Source organism: Streptomyces sp. CA-179760 (assembly GCF_050937045.1).
Lineage (GTDB): Bacteria > Actinomycetota > Actinomycetes > Streptomycetales > Streptomycetaceae > Streptomyces.
On the sequence record NZ_JBNJLZ010000001.1, the window covers coordinates 1,167,724 to 1,191,141 of the forward strand.

General features: G+C 71.6%; 22 protein-coding genes and 2 pseudogenes. 10 read left to right on the plus strand and 14 right to left on the minus strand.

From position 1 onward, the window contains the following. Positions 1-41: 41 nt before the first annotated feature. Entirely contained in the window at positions 42-1,106 is a 1,065-nt protein-coding gene (locus tag ACQEV8_RS05070) for a LacI family DNA-binding transcriptional regulator (protein ID WP_432957686.1), read from the plus strand. Between the two features lie 7 nt (positions 1,107-1,113). Continuing rightward, positions 1,114-1,932, plus strand: a complete 819-nt coding sequence (locus tag ACQEV8_RS05075) for a hypothetical protein (RefSeq protein ID WP_432957688.1) — start codon at positions 1,114-1,116, stop codon at positions 1,930-1,932. Here the strand turns inward: ACQEV8_RS05075 and ACQEV8_RS05080 are convergent. Both ACQEV8_RS05080 and ACQEV8_RS05085 read right to left on the minus strand, forming a co-directional pair. Further along, positions 1,878-3,611: a serine/threonine-protein kinase gene (locus ACQEV8_RS05080; protein WP_432957690.1), complete on the minus strand. Its 1,734-nt coding sequence runs from the start codon at positions 3,609-3,611 to the stop codon at positions 1,878-1,880. The two genes, ACQEV8_RS05075 and ACQEV8_RS05080, sit on opposite strands and share 55 nt — an antisense overlap. Positions 3,612-3,755: 144 nt before the next feature. Continuing rightward, positions 3,756-5,057: a DUF6986 family protein gene (locus tag ACQEV8_RS05085; protein WP_432957691.1), complete on the minus strand. Its 1,302-nt coding sequence runs from the start codon at positions 5,055-5,057 to the stop codon at positions 3,756-3,758. 194 nt (positions 5,058-5,251) lie between these two features. Between ACQEV8_RS05085 and ACQEV8_RS05090 the strand changes: the two genes are divergently transcribed. Next, positions 5,252-6,157, plus strand: a complete 906-nt coding sequence (locus ACQEV8_RS05090; RefSeq protein ID WP_432957693.1) for an endonuclease/exonuclease/phosphatase family protein — start codon at positions 5,252-5,254, stop codon at positions 6,155-6,157. 57 nt (positions 6,158-6,214) lie between these two features. On the opposite strand, the gene ACQEV8_RS05095 is transcribed toward ACQEV8_RS05090, so the two are convergent. The 4 genes from ACQEV8_RS05095 to ACQEV8_RS05110 all read right to left on the minus strand — a co-directional run bounded on the left by ACQEV8_RS05095 (position 6,215) and on the right by ACQEV8_RS05110 (position 9,249). Further along, entirely contained in the window at positions 6,215-7,177 is a 963-nt protein-coding gene (locus ACQEV8_RS05095) for an electron transfer flavoprotein subunit alpha/FixB family protein (RefSeq protein ID WP_432957695.1), read from the minus strand. 55 nt (positions 7,178-7,232) lie between these two features. Continuing rightward, positions 7,233-8,021 carry an electron transfer flavoprotein subunit beta/FixA family protein gene (locus ACQEV8_RS05100; RefSeq protein WP_432957697.1) on the minus strand — a complete coding sequence of 263 codons (789 nt, stop codon included), beginning with the start codon at positions 8,019-8,021 and terminating at the stop codon, positions 7,233-7,235. A gap of 227 nt (positions 8,022-8,248) precedes the next feature. Next, complete coding sequence (locus ACQEV8_RS05105) at positions 8,249-8,740, minus strand: flavin reductase family protein (RefSeq protein WP_432957699.1); 492 nt, start codon at positions 8,738-8,740, stop codon at positions 8,249-8,251. A gap of 95 nt (positions 8,741-8,835) precedes the next feature. Then, positions 8,836-9,249, minus strand: coding sequence for a thioredoxin family protein (locus ACQEV8_RS05110; protein WP_432972443.1), 414 nt, complete (start codon positions 9,247-9,249; stop codon positions 8,836-8,838). Positions 9,250-9,326: 77 nt separating this feature from the next. Between ACQEV8_RS05110 and ACQEV8_RS05115 the strand changes: the two genes are divergently transcribed. Both ACQEV8_RS05115 and ACQEV8_RS05120 read left to right on the plus strand, forming a co-directional pair. Continuing rightward, positions 9,327-9,743 (plus strand): DUF4395 domain-containing protein, encoded by a 417-nt coding sequence (locus tag ACQEV8_RS05115; protein WP_432957701.1) that lies wholly within the window; start codon positions 9,327-9,329, stop codon positions 9,741-9,743. A gap of 185 nt (positions 9,744-9,928) precedes the next feature. Next, positions 9,929-10,657: a lysophospholipid acyltransferase family protein gene (locus tag ACQEV8_RS05120; protein WP_432957703.1), complete on the plus strand. Its 729-nt coding sequence runs from the start codon at positions 9,929-9,931 to the stop codon at positions 10,655-10,657. A 36-nt stretch (positions 10,658-10,693) separates the two neighbouring features. Here ACQEV8_RS05120 and ACQEV8_RS05125 read toward each other — a convergent pair whose 3' ends face one another. Beyond that, positions 10,694-11,266, minus strand: coding sequence for a transglutaminase domain-containing protein (locus tag ACQEV8_RS05125; RefSeq protein ID WP_432957705.1), 573 nt, complete (start codon positions 11,264-11,266; stop codon positions 10,694-10,696). A gap of 248 nt (positions 11,267-11,514) precedes the next feature. On the opposite strand from ACQEV8_RS05125, the gene ACQEV8_RS05130 reads away from it, so the two are divergent. Beyond that, entirely contained in the window at positions 11,515-12,825 is a 1,311-nt protein-coding gene (locus tag ACQEV8_RS05130) for a hypothetical protein (RefSeq protein ID WP_432957707.1), read from the plus strand. A 10-nt stretch (positions 12,826-12,835) separates the two neighbouring features. On the opposite strand, the pseudogene ACQEV8_RS05135 reads toward ACQEV8_RS05130, so the two are convergent. The 3 genes and pseudogenes from ACQEV8_RS05135 to ACQEV8_RS05145 form a co-directional block, all read right to left on the minus strand. Further along, a pseudogene (locus tag ACQEV8_RS05135) lies at positions 12,836-13,905 on the minus strand (threonine aldolase family protein). Next, entirely contained in the window at positions 13,902-14,651 is a 750-nt protein-coding gene (locus ACQEV8_RS05140; protein WP_432957709.1) for an SDR family NAD(P)-dependent oxidoreductase, read from the minus strand. Before ACQEV8_RS05140 ends, ACQEV8_RS05135 begins: the two are co-directional and overlap by 4 nt. Positions 14,652-14,701: 50 nt before the next feature. Continuing rightward, the gene (locus ACQEV8_RS05145) at positions 14,702-16,099 is read right to left on the minus strand and encodes a DUF6421 family protein (protein ID WP_432957711.1); all 1,398 of its coding nucleotides are present in this window, start codon (positions 16,097-16,099) and stop codon (positions 14,702-14,704) included. 250 nt (positions 16,100-16,349) lie between these two features. On the opposite strand from ACQEV8_RS05145, the gene ACQEV8_RS05150 reads away from it, so the two are divergent. Then, positions 16,350-17,033, plus strand: coding sequence for a glycerophosphodiester phosphodiesterase (locus ACQEV8_RS05150; protein WP_432957712.1), 684 nt, complete (start codon positions 16,350-16,352; stop codon positions 17,031-17,033). Positions 17,034-17,225: 192 nt separating this feature from the next. Here ACQEV8_RS05150 and ACQEV8_RS05155 read toward each other — a convergent pair whose 3' ends face one another. After that, on the minus strand, positions 17,226-17,774 hold the full coding sequence (locus ACQEV8_RS05155; protein ID WP_432957714.1) for a GNAT family N-acetyltransferase: 549 nt from the start codon (positions 17,772-17,774) through the stop codon (positions 17,226-17,228). A gap of 71 nt (positions 17,775-17,845) precedes the next feature. Here ACQEV8_RS05155 and ACQEV8_RS05160 point away from each other — a divergent pair, with 71 nt between their 5' ends. Beyond that, the gene (locus tag ACQEV8_RS05160; protein ID WP_432957716.1) at positions 17,846-18,238 is read left to right on the plus strand and encodes a VOC family protein; all 393 of its coding nucleotides are present in this window, start codon (positions 17,846-17,848) and stop codon (positions 18,236-18,238) included. Between the two features lie 2 nt (positions 18,239-18,240). On the opposite strand, the pseudogene ACQEV8_RS05165 reads toward ACQEV8_RS05160, so the two are convergent. Beyond that, positions 18,241-19,147 (minus strand): annotated as a pseudogene (locus ACQEV8_RS05165) (N-acetyltransferase). 176 nt (positions 19,148-19,323) lie between these two features. Between ACQEV8_RS05165 and ACQEV8_RS05170 the strand changes: the two are divergent. After that, positions 19,324-20,085, plus strand: coding sequence for a VOC family protein (locus ACQEV8_RS05170; RefSeq protein WP_432957718.1), 762 nt, complete (start codon positions 19,324-19,326; stop codon positions 20,083-20,085). Between the two features lie 12 nt (positions 20,086-20,097). On the opposite strand, the gene ACQEV8_RS05175 is transcribed toward ACQEV8_RS05170, so the two are convergent. Next, complete coding sequence (locus ACQEV8_RS05175; RefSeq protein WP_432972446.1) at positions 20,098-20,733, minus strand: MarR family winged helix-turn-helix transcriptional regulator; 636 nt, start codon at positions 20,731-20,733, stop codon at positions 20,098-20,100. 253 nt (positions 20,734-20,986) lie between these two features. Next, positions 20,987-22,651, minus strand: a complete 1,665-nt coding sequence (locus tag ACQEV8_RS05180; RefSeq protein ID WP_432957720.1) for an FUSC family protein — start codon at positions 22,649-22,651, stop codon at positions 20,987-20,989. Positions 22,652-22,813: 162 nt separating this feature from the next. Here ACQEV8_RS05180 and ACQEV8_RS05185 point away from each other — a divergent pair, with 162 nt between their 5' ends. After that, a complete protein-coding gene (locus tag ACQEV8_RS05185; protein WP_432957721.1) occupies positions 22,814-23,347 on the plus strand; it encodes a DUF5134 domain-containing protein in 534 nt (177 codons plus the stop codon). Positions 23,348-23,418: the final 71 nt, after the last annotated feature.

Consider the following 23,418-nt stretch of genomic DNA (forward strand, 5'->3'; position numbering starts at 1 on the left):
GACGCCACATCCTCATACAAACCCAGGATCGACGCACCCCCGTGGACGACAGGACAGGACGCCGCACCGTGCCCCAGACGCCCCTCCGATCCGCAACGCGCTACGGCACCCGGCCGACCATGAAGGACGTCGCGGCACGCGCCGGAGTCGGGCTCAAGACGGTCTCCCGGGTGGTGAACGGGGAGCCGGGTGTCACCCCGGAGACGGAGCGGCGGGTCCAGGAGGCGATCGATGCCCTCGGTTTCCGGCGCAACGACAGCGCGCGGGTGCTGCGCAAGGGCCGTACGGCCAGCATCGGCCTGGTCCTGGAGGACCTCGCGGACCCGTTCTACGGGCCGCTGAGCCGCTCGGTCGAGGAGGTGGCCCGCGCGCACGGCGCCCTCCTGATCAACGGCTCCAGCGCCGAGGACCCGGAGCGCGAGCAGGAGCTGGTGCTGGCCCTGTGCGCCCGGCGCGTGGACGGGCTGGTGGTGATCCCGGCCGGCGACGACCACCGGTATCTGGAGCCGGAGCTCAAGGCGGGCGTCGCCACGGTCTTCGTGGACCGGCCGGCCGGCCGCATCGACGCCGACGTGGTCCTGTCGGACAACTTCGGCGGCGCCCGCGACGGCGTCGCCCATCTCGTCGCGCACGGGCACCGCCGGATCGGCTTCATCGGCGACATGCCCCGCATCCACACCGCCGCCGAGCGGCTGCGCGGCTACCGGGCCGCGATGGAGGACGCGGGCATACCGGTGGCGGACTCCTGGATGTCCCTCGGCGTCACCGACCCCGAGCGGGTGCGCGGGGCGGCCGAGGAGATGCTGTCCGGGCCTGCCCCGGTCACCGCGATCTTCACGGCCAACAACCGGGTGACGGTCACCGTGATCCGTGTACTCGCCGAGCACGCCCGGCGCGTCGCCCTGGTCGGCTTCGACGACATCGAGCTGGCCGACCTCCTGCAGCCGGGCGTCACGGTCGTCGCCCAGGACGCGGCGGACATCGGCCGCACCGCGGCGGAACGTCTCTTCCGGCAGCTTGACGGCACCCAGATCGCCCCCGAGCGCATCGAGCTGCCGACCCGGCTGATCACCCGCGGCTCCGGCGAGCTGCCCCCGGCGGACTGAGCGGCCCATGGATCACCTCACCGATCGCACGCTGCGGGCACTGGGCCTGGCCGAGGCGCCGCGCGAGCATCCGCTGCTGTATCCGGGCGCGTGGCCGGCCGACTCCGGGCTCCTGGACGGGGACTGCTTCCTGCCACTGGGGCAGCTCGTGCACGAGGACCGCACGCCGGTCCTCGCCATCGGGTCCAACGCCTGCCCGGGACAACTGCGGCACAAGATGGCCGAGTTCGGCATCATGTCCCCGCTCCCGATGGTCAAGACCCGGGTGCGGGGCGTCGACGCGGGCGTCTCGGCGCATGTGAGCCGCATGGGGTACATGTCCGCCTCGCCCGTCAGCGCCCCCGACACCGTGCGGGAGCTGTTCGTCCTCTGGCTCGACGACGAGCAGCTCGCGGTGATCGACGCGAGCGAGGGCGCGCCCGTGCCGAGCGGCAACTTCAACCGTGCCTGGCTGCCCGCGCCCGATGTGCGGATCGACCTGGCGGACGGCACCCGGCTGCCCGGCGCGTACGCGTACGTCAACCGGCACGGGGTCCTGCACGACGGCACCGGCGCGCCGCGCACCCACCCGGGCCAGCGGGAGCTGCTCACCGAGCTGCTCTCCGGCCTGCCGCGGTTCAGGGAGCTGTTCGGCGTGGTGCCCGAGGAGTTCAGCGCGCGAGCCCGCGGTGACCGGCGGTTGTGCGAGCGGGGCACGCGGCTGTTCATCGAGGAGAAGCTGGTGACCGCCTCCGGCCTGGAGCGGTACGTCGATGCCCGGGCGACGGGGTCTCAGCAGACCGGGAGTCCGGGGACCGGCGCGTCGTTGTCCCCGCCCTTGACGTAGACGTCGCTGACCCAGACGTCCGTGTTGCCGCTGTCGTCGTCGGTCTTCGCCCACCAGACGTTGGTCCACCGGCCGTCCGTCTCGCGGCGGCCCAGGTTCTGCTGGCAGTAGAAGTAGTTGGTGCCCGCGTTGAGGACACCGACCTTGGTGCCGGAAGCGGTGTAGGAGTCGGCGGTCTTCCAGACCTGGCAGTTGTACTTGCCGCCGCCGATGGCGTGGCAGGCCGGTTCGGGGGCCGGGGTGGTCGGAGCGCCGCCCGTCCCGCCGTTGCCGGAACCGCCTCCGGTGTCGCTGCCGCCGGACGTGCCCGACGTCCCTCCGGTCGTGCCGCCGGAGGACTTGGCGGGGGCCGGGGTGTCCGCCCCGCCGGTGGGCTCGGGGTCCTTGCTGGGCTTTCTGGACGGGGCCTTGCCCTTCTCGTCGCCCTGTTGCGTGGGCCGGGGAGCGTTCGAGCCGTCGTCGGTGCGGCCGGGTTCGGAGGGTGCCACGGCATCCGCACGGGCGGCGTCGGTCCGGGCGCCCTCTCCCTTGTCACCGGAGTCGCTGAGCACGGCGGCCGTGACACCGGCGGCGAGAACGACGGTGGCGGCCGCGGCGGCGAGCAGGACGCGGGACCTACGGCGGGGCGTGCGGCCGGAGTCCACCGGCCCCGTGGGAGCGGCGGCGCCGGGGGCGGTACTGTCCGGCTGTACGTGCTGGGGCGGTCCGAACCCCGGGGGTACCGCCGGCACGCTCCGCTCCGTCTCCGGGCGCGAGGACAAGGGCGATGCCGATGCCGATGCCGCAGGGTCTCGCAGCGGAGATGTCGGCGTGTCCGTACCGTCCGAGTCGGCCACCGACTGGAGCAGCTCCCGGGCCTGGCCGGCTTCCGGGCGGGTCTCGGGGCGCTTGTCCAACAGCTGCTGGAGGACGGGGGCGAGAGGTCCGGCCCGCACGGGCTCCGGCAGCGGCTCGGTGACGATCGCGGTGAGTGTCGAGAACGTGGACGTACGGCGGAAGGGTGAGGCCCCTTCGACGGCCGCGTACAGCGTGGCGCCCAGGGCCCAGATGTCGGAGGCCGGGCCCGGGCTGGCGCCCTGGGCGCGCTCGGGGGCCAGGTAGTCGAGGGAGCCGACGAGTTCGCCGCTGCGGGTGAGGTGGGTGGCCGAACCGTCGCCCGGGTCGTCCATGGTGGCGATGCCGAAGTCGGTGAGGACGACGCGGCCCGAGCGGTCGAGCAGGATGTTGCCGGGCTTCACGTCACGGTGCAGGACGCCCGCACGGTGGGCGGCGGACAGCGCGTCCATGACCTTGGCGCCGATCCCGGCCGCCTCGCCCGGCTCCAGTGTGCCGCGTTCCCGCAGGACGTCGTCGAGGGACGGTCCGTCGACCAGTTCCATGACGATGAGCGGCCGGCCGTCGACCTCCGCGATGTCGTGCACGGCGATGACACCGGGGTGGCGCACCCGGGCCGCCGCACGCGCCTCGCGCTGCATCCGCAGGCGCAGAGCGGCCAGTTCGGGGCCGGCCACGTCGGTGTAGGTGCGCAGTTCCTTGACGGCGACCTCGCGGCCCAGGACCTCGTCGACGGCCTTCCAGACGATGCCCATGCCGCCGCGTCCCAGCCGGCCCGTGACGCGATAGCGGCCTGCCAGCAGCCGACCGGCCCCGTCGGTCTGCCCGTGCTCCCCCGTTGACACCGCTGCCCCGTTCCTGTGACACCACTGGATCCACCGACACGTCAGTACGTGGCGTACAGAGTACGGGGCGGCGATGACGCCGACAGCCGGCGGCGACGGCTGTGACAGGGCCGGTACGTGCCGGCCCCGGTCTCAGCGACGCGGTCAGGCGGACGCCGTCAAGTCCGCCCGCCTGGGCGTCGCGAAGCTCTCCAGGTCGGCGCGGGTCAGGCCGGTCAGCCGTGCGACCTCGCCCATGTCGAGGGCGCCGCAGTCCAGGCCGCGCAGCAGGTAGCCGCTGAGAGCCTTGGCGGTGGCGGGTTCGTCCATGACGTCGCCGCCGGTGCGGTTGGCGTAGCGGGCGAGACGGGCCGCGGCCTGCTCGTAGCCCTCGCGGTAGAAGGCGAAGACGGCCGCGTACCGGGTCGGGATGTGGCCGGGGTGCATGTCCCAGCCCTGGTAGTAGGCGCGGGCCAGGGCGCGGCGGGTCAGGCCGTAGTGCAGGCGCCAGGCCGCGTGCACCTTCTCGGTGGGGCCGACGGGCAGCACGTTGGTGGAGCCGTCCGAGACGCGGACGCCGGTGCCGGCCGCCGCGACCTGCATGACGGCCTTGGCGTGGTCGGCGGCGGGGTGGTCACTGGCCTGGTGGGCGGCGGAGACGCCGAGACAGGCGCTGTAGTCGAAGGTGCCGTAGTGCAGGCCGGTGGCGCGGCCCTCGGCGGCCTGGATCATGCGGGCGACGGTGGCGGTGCCGTCGGTGGCGAGGATGGACTGGCTGGTCTCGATCTGGATCTCGAAGCCGATCCGGCCGGGCTCCAGGCCGTGGGTGTTCTCGAAGGCGTCCAGCAGCCGCGCCATGGCGGTGACCTGCTCGGCGTAGGTCACCTTCGGCAGGGTGAGCACCAGCCCGCGGGGCAGGCCGCCTGCCTTCAGCAGGCCGGTGAGGAAGATGTCGAGGGTGCGGATGCCCCGGTCGCGTACGGGTGCCTCCATGCACTTCATCCGGATACCCATGTACGGGGCCGCGGTGCCGTCCTCGTACGCCTCGGCGATCAGGCGGGCGGCGCGGGCGGCGGCCTCGTCCTCCTCGGTGTCGGGGCGGTTGCCGTAGCCGTCCTCGAAGTCGACGCGCAGGTCCTCGATCGGCTCGCGCTCCAGCTTGGCGCGCACGCGCGCGTGGACGGGCTCGGCGAGTTCCTCGGCGAGACCGAGGGCGGCGGCGAAGGACGCGGCGTCCGGTGCGTGGTCATCGAGGGCCGCCAGGGCACGGTCGCCCCAGGAGCGGACGGTGTCGGCGGCGAAGACGTCGCCGGGTACGTAGACGGTGTGGACGGGCTGGCGGGTGCCGGGGTCCCCGGGGTAGCGGCGCTCCAGCTCCGCGTCGACCGGCGCGAGGGAGGCGCTGATCTCCTCGCTGACGGCACCCGCGAGGCTGGTCGTCACCTTCTCCTGCTGGCCCTGACCCATTCCGAGACCCTCCTGTTTTCCGCTGTACGGAATCAACAATCCGTAGAGCGAAGTTATCGGCCGACCTTCGCCCTGGTCAACACCGTCATGCAGTGGGATTCCCCATCCTTCACCCATGGTCACCGCCGACCCGCCCTCATCTTCCGTATTCAGAAGGCAAGCTTCATCCTGACGTGCAAGGGGAGGGAGGCCACGTGCCGAACGAGGTCGGAGTGACGCGCCGCCACGGGCTCAAGGCGGCGGCCGCCGCTGCCATCACAGGACCGCTGCTCACCACCGCGGGCCCCACACAGCCCGCTTCCGCCGGCGAGCACCCGGGCGCCCTGGACGTCATGACGTTCAACGTGCGTTTCGGGACCGTCGTCGACAGCACACCGCGCTGGGACGTACGCCGACCGGTGATGCGAGAACTGCTGCGCCGCGAGCGACCGCACGTCATCGGCACCCAGGAAGGGCTCTACCGGCAAGTGCGCGCGATCGAGAAGGATCTCGGCGCGCACTACGACTGGATCGGCACCGGACGCGGGGGCGGCAGCAAGGACGAGTTCATGGCGGTCTTCTACAACACGCGCAGACTCGAACCGATCGAGTTCGATCACTATTGGCTGTCCGACACCCCGTACACGATCGCCTCGAACACCTGGGGCGCGGACTGGCTGCGCATGGTGACCTGGGTCCGATTCGCGGATCTCGCCGAAGGCCGACGGGAGTTCTACGTCCTCAACACTCACCTGGACAGCGTCAGCCAGTACGCCCGGGAACGCTCGGTGGGGCTCATCGGCGAGACGATCGCCGGGTGGGACCGGTCGTTACCGGTCATCGTCACCGGAGACTTCAACGCGGCCGCTCACGACAACCGGGTGTACGACCTCATGCTGGACATCGGACTGGTGGACGCCTGGGACACGGCGGCCTCGCGGAGCCCGGCGTTCGGGACGCACCACGGCTACCGGGAGCTCAGGCCCGGCGGGCGGCGCATCGACTGGATCCTCACCACGCCCGGGGTGACCACGCACTGGGCCGGGATGAACACCTTCAGCATGGACGGGACGTATCCGAGCGACCATCTGCCGGTGCAGGCCTCGATGACCTTGGGATGAGAGGAAGCCCCCGTGACCGCTCGCGCGGTCACGGGGGCCTTCCTCAGCCGGATTCGATCAGCCCTTGCGGGTCTTGATCTCCTCGGTCAGGGCCGGGACGACGTCGAAGAGGTCGCCGACGATGCCGTAGTCGACGAGGTCGAAGATCGGCGCCTCGGCGTCCTTGTTGATCGCGACGATCGTCTTCGAGGTCTGCATACCGGCGCGGTGCTGGATCGCGCCGGAGATGCCGGAGGCGATGTACAGCTGCGGCGAGACGGACTTGCCGGTCTGGCCGACCTGGTTGGTGTGCGGGTACCAGCCAGCGTCCACCGCGGCACGCGAGGCACCGACGGCCGCGCCGAGGGAGTCGGCGAGCGCCTCGATGATCCCGAAGTTCTCCGCGCCGTTGACGCCACGGCCACCGGAGACCACGATCGCGGCCTCGGTCAGGTCCGGACGGCCCGTCGACTCACGCGGGGTACGGCCGGTGACCTTGGTGCCGGTGGCCTGGGCGGAGAAGGACACGGACAGCGCCTCGACCGCACCCGCGGCCGGAGCGGCCTCGACAGCGGCGCTGTTGGGCTTGACCGTGATGACCGGGGTGCCCTTGGAGACACGGGACTTGGTGGTGAAGGACGCGGCGAACACCGACTGGGTGGCCACGGGGCCCTCGTCGCCGGCCTCCAGGTCGACGGCGTCGGTGATGATGCCCGAACCCAGACGCAGCGCCAGCCGGGCGGCGATCTCCTTGCCCTCGGCGGAGGACGGGACCAGCACGGCGGCCGGGGAGACGGCCTCGTGCGCGGCCTGGAGGGCGTCCACCTTCGGTACGACCAGGTAGTCGGCGTACTCGGCGGCCTCGTGGGTGAGGACCTTGACCGCGCCGTGCTCGGCGAGCGTGGCGGCGGTGTCGGCGGCGCCGTTGCCCAGCGCGACGGCGACCGGCTCGCCGATGCGGCGGGCCAGGGTCAGCAGCTCCAGGGTGGGCTTGCGGACGGCGCCGTCCACGTGGTCGACGTAGACGAGAACTTCAGCCATGGGACTTCTTCTCTCCTGCTTGCGAAAGATGAGGGGCGGTCAGCGAATGCCGGGCTCAGATGAACTTCTGGCCCGCGAGGAACTCAGCGAGCTGCTTGCCGCCCTCGCCCTCGTCCTTGACGATCGTGCCCGCAGTACGGGCCGGGCGCTCGGCCGCGTTGTCGACCGTGGTGTAGGCACCCTCCAGGCCGACCTCCTCGGCCTCCAGGTCCAGGTCGGACAGGTCCCAGGACTCAACCGGCTTCTTCTTGGCCGCCATGATGCCCTTGAAGGAGGGGTAACGCGCCTCGCCCGACTGGTCGGTCACGGAGACGACCGCCGGCAGGGACGCCTCAAGGTTCTCCGAGGCGGCGTCGCCGTCACGGCGGCCCTTGACCGTGCCGTCCTCGACCGACACCTCGGACAGCAGGGTCACCTGCGGCACGCCCAGGCGCTCGGCGAGCAGCGCGGGAACGACACCCATGGTGCCGTCGGTGGAGGCCATACCGGAGATGACCAGGTCGTAGCCGGCCTTCTCGACGGCCTTGGCCAGGACCAGGGAGGTGCCGATGGCGTCGGTGCCGTGGATGTCGTCGTCCTCGACGTGGATCGCCTTGTCGGCGCCCATGGACAACGCCTTGCGCAGCGCGTCCTTGGCGTCCTCGGGGCCCACCGTCAGGACGGTGATCTCCACGTCGTCGTCGGAGTTCTCGGAGATCTGCAGCGCCTGCTCGACCGCGTACTCGTCGAGCTCGGAGAGCAGACCGTCCACGTCGTCCCGGTCGACGGTCAGGTCATCGGCGAAGTGCCGGTCGCCAGTGGCGTCGGGCACGTACTTCACAGTGACAACGATCCTCAAGCTCACGCCGGCTCTCCTACTGCAATCGTCATTTCTCGGCTGCCTACTTGCAGGCAGCATAGGCGCCTCAAGCGGCCGATTCCGGTCGGGGCGACCCACGCTCCGAGCGAAATATTACTCGTCAGTACACCTAGTTCGTTCCCGCTAAGCAAGCGCTTTGAACTGTGACCTTCGCAACGCAGCGTAACCGGAACTCGACGGTCCCGCAGCCCGGGGGGGGCAGGGCATGCCCCTCAGTCGGGCAGTCTCCGGAAGCGCCCCTGGTGATAGAGGAGCGGACGGCCTGCGCCCGTGGGGTCCCCGTGCAGGACCTCGGCGAGCACGAGCCGGTGATCTCCGGCGGGCACGCGGGCGACGACCCGGGCCACCAGCCAGGCCAGCACGCCGTCGAGCAGGGGAACACCCTCGGGCCCCTCCCGCCAGGCGGTGGGCGGGGCGAAGCGGTCGGCTCCGTTGCGGGCGAAGGTGGCGGCCAGCTCCTGCTGGTGCTCGCCGAGGATGTGGACGCCGACATGATCGGTCGCCGCGATCGCGGGCCAGCTGGAGGAGCCGGTGCCGACACCGAAGGACAGCAGGGGCGGTTCCGCGGAGACGGAGGCGAGGGAGGTGGCGGTGAAGCCCACCGGACCGGTGTCGCCACGAGCGGTGATCACGGCGACCCCCGCCGCGTGCCGCCGGAAGACCGAGCGCAGGAGGTCGGGCGTGGCGAGGAGGTCCGAAGGCATGGGGTCAGGCTGACGATAAATGGTGTGCACAGTCAAGTTCGCTCCGTGATGTGGGAGATGACTCACTGGACGCACTCACCGGCCGTGCCGGGGCCTCACACCGCCTCCCCCAGCGCGGCGATCACATCGGCCTTGCGCGGCTGCCCGGTGGCCCGCCGCACCACCCGGCCGTCGGCGTCGAGGACCAGCACGGTCGGGGTCTTGAGGATGTCCAGGCGTCGCACGAGGTCCAGATGGGCCTCGGCGTCGAGCTCGACGTGGGTCACTCCAGGGACCACGCCGGCGACCTCTGCGAGGACCCGCCGGGTCGCGCGGCAGGGCGCGCAGAACGCACTGGAGAACTGCACGAGCGTGGCCCGCTCACCGAGTTCCGCGCCCAGCTCCGCCACGCCGAGCCGCTTGCCGTCGTCCCGCCCTCGCACCCGCACTCTCCCGCTCCGCCGCCGTTGCAGCACTCCGTAGGCGCTCGCCGCCGCGAGCACCAGGACACACACCACCAGTCCGGTCATCACCTGCGTCAAGCGTTCACGAGACCGCAAAGATTCCCGCCCTCCCCACGGGGCCGCGTTGCGGAATGCTTGGTTCCATGGACATCGATGCGAGAGGGCCGCGTTTCGGCGCGGCCGTGACGGCCGTCTTCCTGGCGGTCGTTCTGGTCACGGGGAGCGCGTGGCTGCTGGCCTGGCAGACGCTGGCGTTCCTGCTCGGCGCGGCGGGTGGGGTGAGCCGGTCGCCGTACGGCCTGCTGTTCCGCACGGCCGTACGGCCGCGACTCGGGCCGCCGACCGACTTCGAGGCGCCCGAACCGCCGCGTTTCGCCCAGGCGGTGGGACTGCTCTTCGCCGGGCTCGGGCTCGTCGGCTACACCCTGGGGCCCGACTGGCTGGGACTCGCGGCGACCGGCGCGGCGCTCGCGGCGGCCTTCCTGAATGCGGCATTCGGGTACTGCCTGGGCTGCGAGTTGTACCTGCTCGTGCGCCGGGTGGCGGTACGCGCGGAGTAATACGGGCGTAAAAGCACGAGGTGAGATCACGCGGCGACGTGACGAGAATCTCCTCCCCGCCGGGCACGAGGACTGGCTACCCGGCCGTTCTTCGGGCACGATCTGCGACAAGCCGTAAACCTACGGCTGCGTAACTTCCGCTGGGAATCCCTTCCCAGGCAGAGCAGGAAGGGTCCGACCCGCCCATGGCAGAGTTCGTCTACCGTCCCGTCGTCGGTTTCGCCCGCACGCTGTTCAAGGCGTGGGACCTCAAGATCGACCTCCAGGGTTCGGAGAACATCCCGCGCTCGGGCGGCGCCGTGCTGGTGAGCAATCACATCAGCTACCTGGACTTCGTCTTCGACGGCCTGGCGGCCCTGCCGCAGAAGCGTCTCGTACGTTTCATGGCGAAGGAGTCCGTCTTCCGGCACCGGGTCTCCGGCCCGCTGATGCGCGGCATGAAGCACATCCCCGTGGACCGCAAGCAGGGCGAGACGGCCTACGCGCACGCCCTGGACTCGCTGCGGTCGGGCGAGATCGTCGGGGTCTTCCCCGAGGCCACCATCTCGCAGTCGTTCACGCTGAAGAGCTTCAAGTCGGGCGCGGCGCGCATGGCGCAGGAGGCCGGCGTCCCGCTGATCCCGATGGCCGTATGGGGCACGCAGCGGCTGTGGACGAAGGGCCACCCCCGGAACTTCAAGCGCAGCCACATCCCCATCACGATCCGGGTCGGCGAGGCGATCGAGGCCTCCCGTGACAAGTACGCCGGCGCGATCACGCGTCAGCTGCGCGAGCGCGTCCAGGAACTCCTCGAGGCCGCCCAGCGCGCCTACCCCGTACGCCCGAAGGGCCCTGAGGACACCTGGTGGATGCCGGCCCACCTCGGCGGCACGGCACCGACGCCGGAGCAGGTGAAGGCGGCCGAGGCGCACTGACACCCCGGGCCGGCCGTCCCGGGCTCGGATCCCGCCTCAGAGCGCGGTGGGGAGTGTCTGCCACAAGTGGGGCCGGTCACGGGCCGACATCAGAGTGTCGAGCACGACCGGGTGAGGCGCGGCATACAGGACCGGACAGTCCGTTTCACCGGACGCCGCATCCGGTGTGAAGGCGAGCCGCTCACCGTCGAGGGAGAACCGCGCGTCCACACCTGGTTTGTTGCCCCGCGGGTCCTGCCGGTGCCACGCGCCGTCGAACCGCACGGCGACCAGACCGTGCACCACCTCCAGCTCCTGATAGCACAGAGCGGTCGGGATGTCCTCGGCCCGGAGCAGCGCCGCGAGCGCGTGGGCCTTGGCGTAGCAGATGCCGGTGCCCTGTTCCAGGACGTCGGAGGCGCGCCAGGTGACGCGGAGATCGCCCGAGTCCTGCGAGTGCGGAATGGTGTCGCGTACGAATTCGAATGCCGCCTGCGCATACTCATACGAGTTCGCCGCACCCTTGGCCAGCTCGGCCGCTGTTCCGCGAACGAGCGGATGGTGATGGTCGATCACCTCGTCAGCGGCCAAGTAGGCGGAGAGGTCTGGGTTTTCCTGGATCAGCTGCATGCGAGTTGAGCATAGGAACGACACCCCTCCTCGGTCAATGCATTTTCGACGCGACGTATATATATGCATCACTGGGGGAGAACGGCTGAACAGCGCCGCAACCACCTGCCCGACCACAACCCTCCTCCCGCGCCACCGGTCTCGGCCTCCGCAGATCTGTGACCAGGGGGAAGACATGAAAGGACCCACACCGCCTGCTCGGCGCCACGCTCGTCTCCTGCGCCCTGGCGGCGGCCGGAGTCGGGGCCGTGCCCGCGTACGCCATGGAGAACCAGCTGTGGATCAGCGCACCGTACGAGACGGTGCTGCCCGGCGCGGACGCGAACGGTGACGCCCGTGCGCGCACCGTGGCCGTGCAGGTCAGCCGCGATGTCGCCGACGACGCCCTGCCGGCCGGGCGACTGACCGTCGACGTGAGCGAGATCGCCTCGTTCGCGCGGGTGTCGTGGCCCGCGAACTGCGCACCGGAGTCGGAGGCCGAGGCGGTCTGCGCCGTCCCGGAGATGCCGGCGGGGACGGACCTCGTGCAGGCCGCCACCTTCGAACTGCGCGCGCTGCCGGGGGCGGACGTCAGCGCTTCGGGGTACGTGCGCTACGCGGCCACCGCCGGGGAGGCGACATCCCATCCGGGCGAGACCCGGGTCGGCGTGGGCAACGGGCCGGACCTCGGTCTCAGCCAGGCCGACTGGCAGCGAGACCTCAGGCCGGGCTCGCGGACGAGCGTGCGGGCGACCCTGTCCAACAGCGGCAACCGCACCGCGGAGCGCACCCTGCCGTGGCTCAACGCTTCATACGGACTGCGCTTCGAAGAGCGGCACACGAACTGCGAGTACCGGCAGCACAAAACCGGCACGTCCGCCCTGTGCGTACTGGACGAGGCGGTGGCGCCCGGGCAGCGGTACGCGCTGAAGACCGGGCTGGGCGTCGGGCGCAAGGCGATGTACGAGCGGTTCGACCACTCCGTCCATCCCTACTCGGACGAGGCGCTCGCGGAGATGCGCGGCGAGTGGACGTGGACCCGGGGCACGGGGTCCGAGCTCGACCCGCGTCCGGTGGCCGCCGCCGGTGCCACGGCGACGGATCCCGACATCGACCCTCAGGACGACTACCGGACCGTCATCCTCGACGCCCGGAACAGCGCCGACCTGAAGCTCACCGGCAGCAGGGTGAACGGTGGCGCCGGTGACACCGTGACCGCCCGTGTCACCGTGCACAACCGCGGCCCGGCCTGGGTGGCGTCGCTGGGCGTGGGCGCCCCCGTGGCCACAGTGAGGTTCCGGGCGCCGGAAGGCACCACGGCCGTGAACCTGTCTCAGGAGCGCTGCTGGTCGCTGCCGGAGGAGCCGGAAGGGACGTCCGGCACGACTTACTTCTGCCGGACGCCGGTCTACCTGCACGACAAGGCGTCGTACACCTTCGAGATCCCCTTGCGGATCGACCGGGTGGTGCGCGGGGCACGCACCACCGTCGAGACCCTCAACGACGACCCGGAGCTGTCCATCAGCGAGTTCGACCCGAACCTGCGCAACAACAGCGCGGAGATCGTCGTCAACCGCTGAACAGCGCGGGTCAGCGGGCCATCTCCTCCTTGAGCGCCGCCACGAACGTGTCCACGTCCTCCTCGGTCGTGTCGAAGGCGCACATCCAGCGGACGTCGCCCGCGGCCTCGTCCCAGAAGTAGAAGCGGAACCGCTTCTGCAGACGCTCGCTCACCTCGTGCGGCAGGCGGGCGAACACCGCGTTGGCCTGCACGGGGTAAAGGATCTCCACCCCGTGCACGGCGCGTACACCCTCGGCGAGGCGCTGGGCCATCTCGTTGGAGTGCCGGGCGTTGCGCAGCCACAGGTCCCGGGCGAGCAGGGCCTCCAGTTGCACCGACACGAAGCGCATCTTGGAGGCGAGCTGCATGGACAGCTTGCGCAGGTGCTTCATGTGGCTGACGGCGTCCTGGTTCAGGACCACGACGGCCTCGCCGAAGAGGGCACCGTTCTTCGTGCCGCCCAGGGAGAGGAGGTCGACGCCGGCGGCGTCGGTGAACGTCCGCATCGGGACGTTCAGGGTGGCGGCGGCGTTGGCCAGCCGGGAGCCGTCCACGTGCACCTTCATGCCGTGCGCGTGGGCGTGCTCGCAGATGGCGCGTATCTCGTCCGGCGTGTAGGCCGTGCCCAGTTCGGTGGTCTGGGCGAGGGAGACGACCTGCGGCATCGCGCGGTGCTCGTCGTCCCAGCCGTACGCCTGCCGGTCGATCAGCTCGGGGGTGAGCTTGCCGTCGGGCGTCGGCACGGTGAGCAGCTTCAGGCCGCCGACCCGTTCGGGGCCCCGCACTCGTCGACGTTGATGTGCGCGCTCTCGGCGCAGATCACCGCGCCCCAGCGGTCGGTGACCGCCTGGAGGGCGACGACGTTCGCGCCGGTGCCGTTGAAGACCGGGAACGCCTCGGCCGTGGCGCCGAAGTGGCTGCGGACGACGCTCTGGAGGTTCTCGGTGTACGCGTCCTCCCCGTACGCGACCTGGTGCCCGCCGTTGGCCAGGGCCAGCGCGGCGAGCACCTCCGGGTGGGCGCCGGCGTAGTTGTCGCTGGCGAAACCGCGGACTTCCGGGTCGTGATGGCGGCGCGCGTCGGTCTTCGGCGGGTTCACGGCTTCTCGGTGAGCCACAGACGGTTTCCGTTCACTTCGGCGGCGGGCTTGTCCCAGACACCCACGACGGCCTCGGCCAGGTCCCTGACGTCGGTGAAGCCCGCGAACTTCGCGTTGGGTCGCTCGGCGCGCATCGCGTCGTGCACCAGCGCCTTCACCACCAGGATGGCAGCGGCGGACGTCGGGCCCTCGGCGCCCCCCGCCTTGCGGAAGGCGTCGGCCAGCGCGAGCGTCCAGGCCTCGGCGGCGGCCTTGGCGGCGGCGTACGAGGCGTTGCCCGCGGTCGGCTTCGTGGCACCGGCCGCGCTGATCAGCAGATACCTGCCGCGCTCGCTGCGCTGCAGGGCCTCGAAGAAGGCCAGCGACGTGTGCTGCACGGTGCGGATCAGCAGCAGCTCCAGGAAGTCCCAGTCGTCGAGACTGGTCTTGATGAAGGTCTCGCTGCCGCGCCAGCCGCCCACGAGGTGGACCACGCCGTCCACGCGGCCGAAGTCCTTCTCGATGTGCTCGGCCCAGTCTCGGGTGGACTGCAGATCCAGCAGGTCGACGGGCTCGCCGATGACGCTGGCGCCGCCCGAGGCGTAGCGGGCCGCGTCCACGGCCTCCGCCAGCCGCTCGGGATCGTTGTCGGCGGCGGCGACGGTGGCCCCCGCCTCGGCCAGTCGCAGCAGCGCCGCCCGGCCGGCGGGCCCGCCCGCGCCGGCCACCGCGATCACCGCACCGCTGAGAGCTCCGTTCCCCGCCATCTTCTTCGCCTCCTGAGCAGTGTTCCCGGTTCCGCGGAAGGTTCCGCCGCTCACGCGGCGATCCGCTCGGCGCCGTCCGCCGTGATGCCCTTGGTGGAGGCGATCACGTTCTTCAGCTTCTTGGACAGTGCCTCATAGAACATGCTCAGCGGAAACTCGTCCGGAAGCACGTCATCGACGAGTTTCCGCGGCGGCTGTGTCACGTCCAGGGCATCGGGGCCCTTGGCCCACTTGGAGCCCGGGTGCGGGGAGAGGTACGTGGAGACCAGCTCGTACCCGGCGAACCAGTGGACGAGCTTGGGGCGGTCGATGCCGTCGCGGTACAGCTGCTCGATCTCGGCGCACAGCTGATTGGTGACCTGCGGGGCACGCTCCCAGTCGATGGTCAGCTTGTTGTCGGTCCAGCGGACGACATCGTGTTTGTGCAGGTAGGCGAAGAGGAGCTGGCCGCCGAGGCCGTCGTAGTTGCGCACGCGCTCGCCGGTGACCGGGAAACGGAACATTCGGTCGAGGAGCACCGCGACCTGCACGTCACGGGCCTGCGGGACGCCCTCGGCCGACAGCTTCACGGCCTCCTTGAAGGCGGTGAGGTCGCAGCGCAGCTCCTCCAGGCCGTACATCCAGAACGGCTGCCGCTGCTTGATCATGAACGGGTCGAACGGCAGGTCGCCGTGACTGTGGGTGCGGTCGTGGACCATGTCCCACAGGACGAACGCCTCCTCGCAGCGCTTCTGGTCGTGGACCATCGCGGCGACGTCCTCGGGCAGCTGAAGGCCCAGGATGTCGACGGCGGCGTCGGTCACCCGGCGGAAGCGGGCGGCCTCGCGGTCGCAGAAGATGCCGCCCCAGCTGAACCGCTCGGGCGCCTCGCGCACGGCGATGGTCTCGGGGAACAGGACGGCGGAGTTGGTGTCGTATCCGGCCGTGAAGTCCTCGAACTTGATGCCGCAGAACAGCGGGTTGTCGTAGCGCGTGCGCTCCAGTTCGGACAGCCAGTCCGGCCAGACCATGCGCAGGACGACCGCTTCGAGATTGCGGTCCGGGTTGCCGTTCTGCGTGTACATCGGGAAGACGACCAGGTGCTGGAGGCCGTCCGCCCGGCTCGCGGCGGGCTGGAAGGCCAGCAGGGAGTCGAGGAAGTCGGGCACCTCGAAGCCGCCGTCGGCCCACCGGCGCAGGTCCTTGACCAGGGCCTCGTGATAGGCGGCGTCGTGCGGGAGCAGCGGGGAGAGCTCCAGTACCGCGTCGGCGGCCCGGCGGACGGCCAGCTCGGCGTCTGCGGGCTCCGGCGCGCCCTCGGCGTCGAAGTCGATCGACCCGTCCTTGGACTGCCATGGCCGGATCCGCTCCACGGCATCCTTGAGCACGGGCCATGCCGGGTGCTCCACCACCCTGACCACGGGAGGAACCAGGTCCTCCGAACCCACCTGCACAAGAATTTCCGTCATGTCCCACCTTCCACGGGAGAATCTCGCGTACCTCGACCGTATACACACGAGGTTCCTCCCAGCAAGGGCACCCTCCGAAAATTATCCTGCCGCACCCTGTGCTTCGCCGCACTTTTTCCTGTCGGCCATGCTTATGCCCGGATGTGTGCCGACCATGCCCTCGGCCTCTGCAGAGGGCGGGTACAGGCGATACGGTCCAGGTGGGCCGTAAGGCCTCCAGTGCCGCCTGTCGACGGAAGAGAGTCGCGTCTTGAACTTCCTCACCATCGGTCACCGCGGAATCATGGGTGTGGAACCCGAGAACACCCTCCGGTCCTTCGTCGCCGCCCAGGAGGCCGGCCTCGACGCCATCGAACTCGACCTGCATCTGAGCAAGGACGGCGCGCTCGTCGTCATGCACGACACGGACGTGGACCGCACGACCGACGGCAGCGGGCCCATCGCCGAGAAGACCCTCGCCGAGCTGCGCGCCCTGGACGCGGGCCGGGGCGAACGGGTGCCGGTCTTCGAGGAGGTCCTGGAGGCGGTGCAGTCGCCACTGCAGGCCGAGATCAAGGACAAGCAGGCGGCGCGGGCCCTGGCGGAGGTCATGAACCAGCGCGGGCTGGCCGGCCGGGTCGAGGTGTCCTCGTTCCACGACGAGGCGATCGCCGAGATCAAGCCACTGGTGCCGGGTGTGCGCACCGCGCTGATCGCCAGCCGCTACGGGACCGACATCGTGGACCGTGCCGTCGCGGTCGGCGCCGAGACCGTCTGCCTGAACATCCGCCGGCTCACCCTGGAGATCGTCGAGCGCGCGCACAGGGCGGACCTGCGGATCATCGGCTGGGTGGTGAACACACAGGACCATCTGCGGCTCGTCCGGGCGTTCGGCCTGGACGGCGCGACCACCGACCACCCGGACATCAAGCGCACGGGCCGTTTCACGGCCTAGGTGTATTGAGTCGCAGCGTTGTTCACGCGGCTGATGGGTGGCTGGCTGCCGAGTGCGGTGTGGCAGCGGAACAAAGAGGGCCTCCTGGGCATCGGTGCAGACTTCGCAATCCACACCGAACCCAGAGGCCCTCGCCCCGTTCGAGGACCACTCAACGCGTGTCGCCTGTCACCGACGTCCCGGGACGCCCAGCTAGCCGAGCTCCTTGACCAGCAGCTCGAACCTCAGGTCTTCGCGCTGGGGGATGCCGAAGCGCTCGTCGCCGTACGGGAAGGGCGTCATCCGACCCGTACGGCGGTATCCGCGCCGCTCGTACCAGGCGATGAGGTCGTCGCGTACGGATATCACGGTCATGTGCATCTCCGTCACGCCCCACGTCGCGCGGGCCAGCCCCTCCGCCTCCGCGATGATCACCTTGCCGAGGCCCTCGCCCTGTAGCCGGGGGCTGACCGCGAACATCCCGAAATAGGCGTGGTCCCCGCGGTGCTCGAGCTGGCAGCACGCGACGATCCCGCCCTCCCGCTCCACGACGAGCAGCCGGCTGTCGGCCGACTGGATGACGGCCAGCACGCCCTCCGGGTCGGTCCGCTGGCCTTCGAGAATGTCCGCCTCGGTGGTCCATCCGGCCCGGCTGTCGTCCCCCCGGTACGCCGACTCGATCAGAGCGACCAGCTCGTCCACGTCGGCGTCGGTGGCATCGCGGAAGGTCAGTGCGGTGGCGGCGGTGTCAGCGGTGTCCATGGGCGTGCGTCTCCGTTTCCGGGCGTGGCTGGGGCATGGACGAGAGTAGCGCCGCCACTAGGCTCTCGTGCATGGTGCATGTACTCAGCAGCCGGATCCTGCTCCGCCCGTTTGACCCCGAGCGGTCCCGTGCCTTCTACGGCGAGCAGCTCGGCCTCGCCGTCTACCGGGAGTTCGGCACGGGTCCCGAACGCGGCACGGTCTACTTCACGGGCGGCGGCTTCCTGGAGGTCGCGGGCCGGTCCGACACTCCCCCGTCACCCGCCGTACGCCTCTGGCTCCAGGTCGACGACGTGGCCGCGGCGGAGGAGGAACTGCGGGCGAAGGGCGTCGAGATCGTGCGACCGGCGGTGAAGGAGCCGTGGGGGCTGGTCGAGATGTGGATCGCGGACCCGGACGGGACGCCGATCGTGCTGGTCGAGGTCCCGGCGGACCACCCCATGCGGTACCGGCCCGGCATCTGAGATCAGCCGGGGCGGTGCTCCCAGCCCCGGTCGGTACGGGTCAGCTCACGGAAGCCCGCGCCCGTCAGGAGGTCGAGCCTGGCGCTGTCGGCGGCCGACTCGTAGGCGACGAGCCGGTCGACGCCGCACAGGCGGAGCCAGTCGGCGGCCTGGGCCAGAAGCCAGTGCTCCAGGCCGGTGCCGTACCGCGCGGGGTCGACGTGCAGGTTGCCGATGTCGGCCAGGCCCGCCGCGCGGGGATGCCGTTCCGGGCGGGCCAGGGCCGTGTCGACCTCGACGAAGCCGAGGGCGTGCGCGTCGGCGTAGGCCGTGAAGCGGGTGCCGCACTCCCCCAGGGTGCGTTCGACGGTGACGCCCGGCCGGGGTTCGTGCGCCGGCAGGTCGGCGACCCGGGCGATCAGGATGACCTCGGTGTCCCCGATGTGCTGGAACCCCGCGCGTTCGTAGACGGCCCGGATGTGGGGCCAGTTGCGGGGCAGGCCGTAGACGAGCGGGGCGGGCAGTGCGCCGTCGGCGTAGCGGCCGCGGACGTTCCAGCGGGCGAGCTGCGCCAGACACGCCCTCATCAGCAGGTCGGCGGCCCGGCCGGTGTCCGGCCGGTGCGCCGCCGCCGGGCCGTGCACGAACCAGTTGATCTCGGCGATGTCCCGATAGCTCTCGCCGACCTCGGCATCGGCGCGGTAGCGCAGCAGGTGGGCCGCGGCGACGACGCTGCTCGGCGACGAGCGTCGTCCGCTCGGCCACCCACGGATCGGTGATGAACTCGCCGGGCTGTCGCTCCAGGTGGCCGAGGACGGTGTTCACGGAGACGGAGACACCGGGGACGACGGCCGCCACGTGCATGTTGACCAGGTCGGTGAGCTGGTCGCGGTCGGCTCGGCGGAAGGGGCGCACCTCGGGCGCGGGCATGGGGTACCTCCGGGCAGGTGAAGGAGCTGGAGGCCGCCACGCGGTGCGGTACGGGGCGAGGGTACGTCGGGGCCGGTGCGGCACGCCAGTGGGTTTTCCCGGCTGGCAGGGGGCCCGGGGCGCGGCTTAGCGTGCTGGGAGGGGGCGCCTCTCCGCCGGCGGAAGGAACGCACGCCATGAAGCTCGACGCACCGGTGATCGGCGGGCCCTGCTGGACCGAGCTGGGGACCGGTGATCTGGACGCGGCCCAGCGCTTCTACACGCGACTGTTCGGCTGGCGGCCCGTGACGGATCCGCGTCAGGAAGCGGGCGGCTACTCCGTCGCGCACCTCGGGGACGCGGCCGTCGCGGCGCTCGCCCCGCTGTACCAGCCGTCGCAGCCGGTCGCCTGGAACGTTTCGTTCGCGGTGACCGACGCGGACGCCGCCGCGCGTGCGGTGGCGGAGGCGGGCGGGGCGGTGCTGTTCGGCCCGATGGACGTGTTCGACGTGGGCCGTTTCGCGGTGGTCGCCGACCCGGCCGGTGCCGTGTTCCAGTTGTGGCAGGCGGGGGCCTTCCCGGGCGCCGGGCTGTTCAACGCGCCCGGTGCGCTGGGCTGGGTGGAGCTGTTCACCCGGGATCCCGAGCAGGCCGTCGCCTTCTACCCGCGGGTCTTCGGCTGGAGCGTCAACGCCTCGGAGCGGTACACGCAATGGGGCGTCGGCGGTGCGGACTTCGGCGGGATGGTGTCCATGGACGACAAGTTCCCGCCCGAGGTGCCGGCGCACTGGCTGCCGTACTTCGCCGTGGCGGACGTGGACGCGACGACCGCCGTCGTCCAGCGGTACGGGGACGTCCTGATGGTGCCCACGTCCGTGCCCGAGGGGCCGCGCATCGCGGTGCTGAGGGACCCGCAGGGGGCGGTGTTCGGCGTGTACCGGGCCGGCGAGAACGACTGAGGCAGGTCCGGCTCACCCGCGCAGCGCGCCCAGGCGGCCCTCCAGCTGGCCGAGCAACTCTCCGAGCAAGGCGGCGAGTTCGCCCTGCTCCGGGGCGTCCAGGCCGGACAGGACCGCTGTCTCGTAGGCGAGCTGGGCGGGCAGGACGCCGTCGACGAGTTCGCGTCCGGCGTCGGTGAGGCGGAGGTGGGCGATGCGGCGGTCGCGGCTGTCGGCCCGGCGTTCCACCAGACCGCGTTCGGTCAGCTGCTTGAGGCGCTTGGTGACGGCGGCGCCCGAAGAGAAGGTCTCCCGGGCCAGCTCCCCGGGGGACAGTTCGTGCCCGGTGCGGCGCAGCGCGCCCAGCAGGTCGAATTCCGGGCGGCTCAGCCCCGCCCTGCGCAGCGGCGCGTCCTCGGCCTGCTGGAGGAGGGCGGCACAGCGGTTGATCCGGCCGATGACCTCCATCGGCCCGGTGTCGAGCCCGGGGTGCACGGCCCGCCACTGCCGCACGACACCGGCGACGGTGTCGCCCCGCCGGCCACCGCCCGGGGCGGGTTCGACCGCAGGGGCCTCGTCGGCCGGCTCCGTTGCGGACGTACCGGCCCCGTCGGCCGCATGCTCCCCGTGAGTCCCGCCGGCCCGCTCCCCTCCGGTCGCGGGAACGATGCCGCCCGCCGTCCCGCCGATGGGGCCGTCCCCGGCCACATGGGCCCGGGGATCCCGCGCTCACCGGCCGCTTCCTCTCCGGTCGCGCGCGCCCCGTCGGCTGCCCTCCCGTGCGCCAGGCCCCCTCCGGCCGACCGCGCCCGGTCGGCCGTACGCCCCTCGGCCAGGCCGTCCCCCGCCCGCCCGGCACCGGCCGCCGATCGCGGTCCGGTTCCCGGCTCGTCCCCCGTGGGCGATGGTCCTTCCGTCGCCGTCATGGCCGTGCGTCCTCCGTCTCCGTGCCTGTGCCCCGCTCCGGGAGCAGCCCCTGGCGTCGTGCCGTAGCGGCGAGCGTACGGTGTCCGGACTGCTCGGCGAGCACGACCCGCTCCTGGGGCAGAGCGCGCTGCCACCATTCGCCGGCCGCCGCGTCGGCGGTGGCCCGCAGGTCGACCAGGGCGACGGCGAGGCCGCGGCGGGCCGACTCCAGGGCCGAGGCGTCGGGGTCCGGCTCGGACAGGAGGCGGGCGGCCTGCTCGCGGGCCTGGTCGGCGGAGGTCAGTGCCCGTTCGACACGGTCGCCCGCGCGCCGGTTGGTGACAGCCACGGCGGCGACGAAGCCGACCAGGGCGCCGACGACGGTGTCCACGACGCGCTCCGTCATCAGCTCGCCGGGCTCCTGGAATCCAGCGAACTCGGTGATGAGGAGGGCCATGGGGGTCACACAGACGCTGCCGAGCCAGTAGTTGCGGCTGATCAGCACCTCGGCACCGAAGCTGAACGCGAGGCAGCACAGCACGAGGACCGCCTGATCCAGATGCGCGAGCGGTGCGACGGCCGCGAAGACGAGCACGCCCACGACGTTGCCGACGACCCGCTGGACGGCCCGGCTCCAGGTCAGGGCGATATTGGCCTGGTAGAGCGAGGCGGCGGTGACCAGGGCCCAGTAGGGGCGGCCGATGCCGAGGGCGAGGGAGGCGTAGCCGGCGAGCGCGCAGCCGAGCGCCGTGCGCACCGCGAGCGGGGTCAGCGGGCCGAGCCGCATCCAGAGGGAGCGGGCCGCGTCCACACCGAGCAGTTCGTCGGCGGCCGCCCGCGGCAGACCGGCCTGCGGAACGGGCCCGGTACCGCGCAGCACGCGGGCCCACGCACGCAGCCGGCCGGCATCCGACTCCGCCGGCGCCGCGAGGGCGACCTCGGCCCGTATGACGAGCCGTTCGAGGCCGCGCCGGGTCCGGGAGGGCGCGCCGGTGGACAGCAGCGACTGCCAGGCGGCCTGGACGGCGGCGTAGCCCGCGGCACGGGCCCGGGCATACCCCTCGCCCGCGCCGCCGGTGTCGGCGTACGCGGCCGCGGCCCTCAGCGCACCGGCGGTGGCACGGCGTTCCGGGCCGTGCGGCCGGACCAGCGCGGGCGCCATGCAGACCAGCCAGGCCCAGGCACCCGTCGCGGCGGCCAGCGCCAGATGGCCGGGCACCCGGTCGAGGGTCTGGGGCGCGAACAGCGAGGCGGAGCTGACGAACGTGAGGACGACATTGCCCGGCGGCCCGACACGGGTGGCGTCGCACAGCACCTTCTGCGCGGCGGCCAGCAGGGCACCGACCGTGACCAGCACGACGGCGCTGCCGGTGAGCGAGGCGGCGACCAGGGCGACGGCGAGTCCGCCGAGCATGCCGAGCACCACCCACACCAGGGCCCCGGCCCGGGCGGCGTAGGGGCGGTTGTGGGCGTACAGCGCGCACAGGGACCCGGCCATCGTGTACATCGCCAGGTCGAGCCGGCCGAGCGCCAGGAGGGTGAGGTTGGGCGGGCCGACCGACGCGACCACGCTCAGCGCGGGTTTGAACCAGATCTCGGAGGGCCGGCCGACGCGCAGCACGCCCGCCAGCGGAAGACGCCGGGCGGGCGGGGAGGCGGGAGTGGGGTTCGCGCTGTTCATTCCCACAAGATTAGCAGGTGTTTTACTCGTGAAACATATATCGATGGCATAGCGGCTCACCTGGTGTGCTCCGTCGAATGCTCCCCGTGTACACCCTTGCGCTCGCGTGCGCGCCGCATGGCCTGGGCATCGAATGACCGACTGTCGAGCGGGGAGGTGCGCGTGCACGGACCGGCTTCGTCCGGCTGGCTGCTGGTGGCGCTCTGCGCGGTGACCGGCGCCTACTGTCTGGTGCGGATGCGCAGCGGCGGCGAGGCGCTGATGGGGTTCGGGATGGCCGCGATGGCGGTTCCGGCGGCGGCCTTCTCGCCGCCCTCGTGGGCCTGGCTCGCGTACGCGTTCGTGTTCGGGGTGGCCGCGGTGCACGCACTGTGGGCGGCGCGGGCCGGGGCGCACCATCTCCATCATCTGGCGGGAGCCGCGGCGATGGTCTACATGTCCGTCGTCATGGCCGGCTCGCCCGCGCACGCGCACGGTCAGGGCGGATCGGGAGTTCCGCTCCTGACGGGGGCGCTGCTGCTGTACTTCGCCGGCTACGTGCTGCTGACCGGCGTCCGGCTGGTGCCGGTGACCGCCGTGGCCGGAAGCGGGGCCGGCGGTGGCGGGTCCACCCCCTGGGGCGGCCGGCCGGAGCTGACGCGGGCCTGCCGGCTGTCCATGGGGATCGCGATGGTGACCATGCTGCTGACACTGTGAGCAGGACAGCCCGGTCGCACGACACGGATCGCCGTACGGGTCCGTTGCCTGCGTCACTTCGGCGGCACAAG